Here is a 3,009-nt window from a genome sequence, read left to right on the forward strand (position 1 = left end):
CCACACCCCACACCCCACACCCCACACCTTATGACTGTTTTTGAGGGAAATTTTACCGAAGATATATCGTCCTTGCGCTTTGCGATCGTGATTGGTCGTTTTAACGATCTGGTCACTGATAAACTGTTATCAGGCTGTCAAGACTGTCTCAAGCGTCACGGGGTTGATGTTAATCCCGACGGTACGCAAGTGGATTATATCTGGGTACCCGGTAGCTTTGAAGTGCCAATGGTAGCCCGTCAAGTCGCCCTTTCCCACCGTTACGATGCCGTTATTTGTCTAGGGGCAATTATTCGCGGCCAAACGCCCCATTTTGACTACGTTGCTGCCGAGGCTGCTAAAGGCATCGCTGCGGCTGCTTTTCAGACCGGTGTTCCCGTTGTCTTCGGTATTCTCACCACTGATACTCTACAACAGGCCCTCGAACGAGCCGGGATTAAAAGTAATTTGGGCTGGAATTATGGCCTATCTGCCCTAGAAATGGCTAGTCTCATGCGTCAATTGCGCCCCCGGGATGAAGATAAACCCCTAGAATTATTGCAAAATAATCCCCAACAGGCACTGATGGAAGGCTAAGAAAATTCCCCCAGCATTTAGGATTTTAGTTGTCCCCACTCCCAGAGTTCCACTGATGAGCGAAGCTGAACAGAACAAATATATTAACCAACTCAGACGGCAATTAGTCAACGCTGTCGAGAGAATCAAGACTCTGGAATTAGATTTAGAACCAGAGGGGCGGATTACGGAAGCTTTTGACGCTATGGAACGGCATATAGATGAAAAATTCGCCGCAGTGGATGAAAAATTCGCCGCCATTGACAAGCGCTTTGATCGTTTGAAACATCAGTTCAACCGACTACAGGCTAAGATAGAAGTGGTTCTCGAAGCTATTACCGGTTTGGGGGATTTGCCAGAAGATGAATCATTGTAAAAAAATGCTCCAAACTACTTGACAAATGCTCTGAGATTTGGCATACTTAGGGAAGTTTAAAAAAACGGCTTGCGGGCATAGCTCAGTGGTAGAGCGTCACCTTGCCAAGGTGAATGTCGCGCGTTCGAATCGCGTTGCCCGCTTAGAAAAATCTTGAAATAGATATTAAAATTGGGATGAATAATTTAGAGGTATCCCTTAATATGGGAATTATCCGTGTGCAATAGGGTTGAGGATTTGGGGCAACCATTGAATCCCTTAGCTATTGACCACGAGCGACTAAAAACAACCATTTATAAACAAAAAATTAGCTTGTGCGACCGCATAAATATACCAAAATCGACCAACACCAAGACTATCCTTGTCCCTGTCGTCGGAAAGGCACATTATGCCCGATTTTATTGACCGATGCCTTTGGCTGCGATCGCTGTCAACAGATATTTGTGCTACAGGAAAACGGTCAAATTATCGAACAATTAGCCCCCCACTATCCCTATAAACGCAGTTGGCGCTGGACGGGATTTCGTTGGGTGAGTACCAATCAGCGCCTTGGACAAGAGGTATTACCCCTGATGGTGGGGATAATTCTGTTATTATCGGTCGTTTGGCTACCCTTAATTTTAAAATCACCGCCGGGGGTAAGCGTGATTTTTGGGGCAATTCTAGTTATGCTATTAGTTATTTTGCCCGCATTCATCTTTTGGTTAGCCTATCGACGCTAGACAAGAATCTATGATCGAAAGTTCCCCCAAAACCCCCCCGACGATCTTTAAGCAAGCATACAATGCTTTTCTGGATCTGGGTCAATTCAATGGCAACGAAAGAAATCGCGGGGTAATCGCGATCGCTAATGGCATTAAAACTGGCTTTGATCGCATTTTAGAAGCCAATACCCTCGATTTAGAGGTCAGTCGAGAGATGGCCGTCTCAGAACAAATGATTCGCTGGTTACGGTTAACTCCCGAACGTTTAGAGACGACGGTGGAGGTATTGCAACAACTAGCGGAAGCATCGGATCCGCTGCAACAGGTAATTAACGCGGCCTATCAACTTAATCCGTCCCAAACCTATTGCCAAAGAATGCCTTTAGGAGTGATTGCCTTAGTCTATGAAGGTTTTCCCGAATTAGCGATGGTAGCGGCGGGATTTTCCCTAAAAAGTGGCAATAGTTTGATTATTCGCGGTTCCAATGCCTCTAGTCATTCCGATGGGGTGATTACGGAAATTATCCAAGAAGCATTGGAAGATGTGGGTTTACCGGTGGATTGTGTGAGTGGTTTACCCTGTGATTGTAGTCCCTCCCTAGAGGAGTTAGTGACCCAGGAAAATTATGTTAATTTGATTATTCCCTACGGTCGCCCTAGTTTAATCGGTCAGGTGAGTCAATTGGCCACGGTTCCCGTTTTGCGTGCGGCCATGGGAAACTGTTATTTGTATTGGTCTCCTAGTGGCGATTTGGAGTTAGCTCGTCAGGTAATTATCGATAGTCATGGCAGCATACCCGATCCGGTTAATGCGATCGAAAAAGTTTTAATTAGTCCCCATCACAATTCTTCAACTTTAAGTCGTTTGTTTAAAAGTTTGCAGGAAAAAGGCTTTAAATTGCGGGGAGATACCCGATTAGCGGCGGATTTTCCCGAACATTTAACCATTGCTACCGATAATGATTGGCAAAGACCCTATTTAGAAAAAACGGTGGCCTTTAGGTTAGTGGATACCCTCACTGATGCGATCGCTTGGATTAATAAGTATAGTAGCGGTCACGCGGATTGTATTGTCACCGAATCCTATCGAGAAAGTCGTCAATTCGCCATGGAGTCCGATAGTGCTTTAGTTTATATCAATTCTTCACCCCGATTCGATCGCAATCCCAAACAGGGAGAATCGGTGTTTTTGGGCATTTCCAACCAAAAAGGACAGCGCCGGGGGTTAATCAACCTAGAAACCTTTACCACCCTTAAACAGGTGGTGCAGGGGTAGTTTTGGTGAACTGGGTATTGTTAAGTTAACTAGGGTTTGCGGCAAAAAGTTTTTCGTGGGGGTAGGGGTAGGGTTGATTCATGAATCAACCCTACGAC

At 45.5% G+C, this 3,009-nt stretch carries 4 protein-coding genes and 1 tRNA gene; all 5 read left to right on the top strand.

Features of this window, described 5'->3' with window-relative positions:
• The first annotated feature begins 30 nt into the window (after positions 1–30).
• The 5 genes from ribH (at position 31) to IQ242_RS21120 (ending at position 2,911) form a co-directional block, all read left to right on the top strand.
• Positions 31–576: a 6,7-dimethyl-8-ribityllumazine synthase gene (gene ribH / locus IQ242_RS21100; RefSeq protein ID WP_193961296.1), complete on the top strand. Its 546-nt coding sequence runs from the start codon at positions 31–33 to the stop codon at positions 574–576.
• A 55-nt stretch (positions 577–631) separates the two neighbouring features.
• Positions 632–931 carry a hypothetical protein gene (locus IQ242_RS21105; protein WP_193961297.1) on the top strand — a complete coding sequence of 100 codons (300 nt, stop codon included), beginning with the start codon at positions 632–634 and terminating at the stop codon, positions 929–931.
• A 71-nt stretch (positions 932–1,002) separates the two neighbouring features.
• Positions 1,003–1,074, top strand: a tRNA-Gly gene (locus IQ242_RS21110).
• A gap of 171 nt (positions 1,075–1,245) precedes the next feature.
• Entirely contained in the window at positions 1,246–1,653 is a 408-nt protein-coding gene (locus IQ242_RS21115; protein WP_002767499.1) for a hypothetical protein, read from the top strand.
• Positions 1,654–1,663: 10 nt separating this feature from the next.
• Positions 1,664–2,911, top strand: a complete 1,248-nt coding sequence (locus IQ242_RS21120; protein WP_193961298.1) for a glutamate-5-semialdehyde dehydrogenase — start codon at positions 1,664–1,666, stop codon at positions 2,909–2,911.
• Positions 2,912–3,009 lie beyond the last annotated feature (98 nt).

The organism is Microcystis sp. LEGE 08355, from assembly GCF_015207185.1.
GTDB lineage: Bacteria > Cyanobacteriota > Cyanobacteriia > Cyanobacteriales > Microcystaceae > Microcystis > Microcystis panniformis.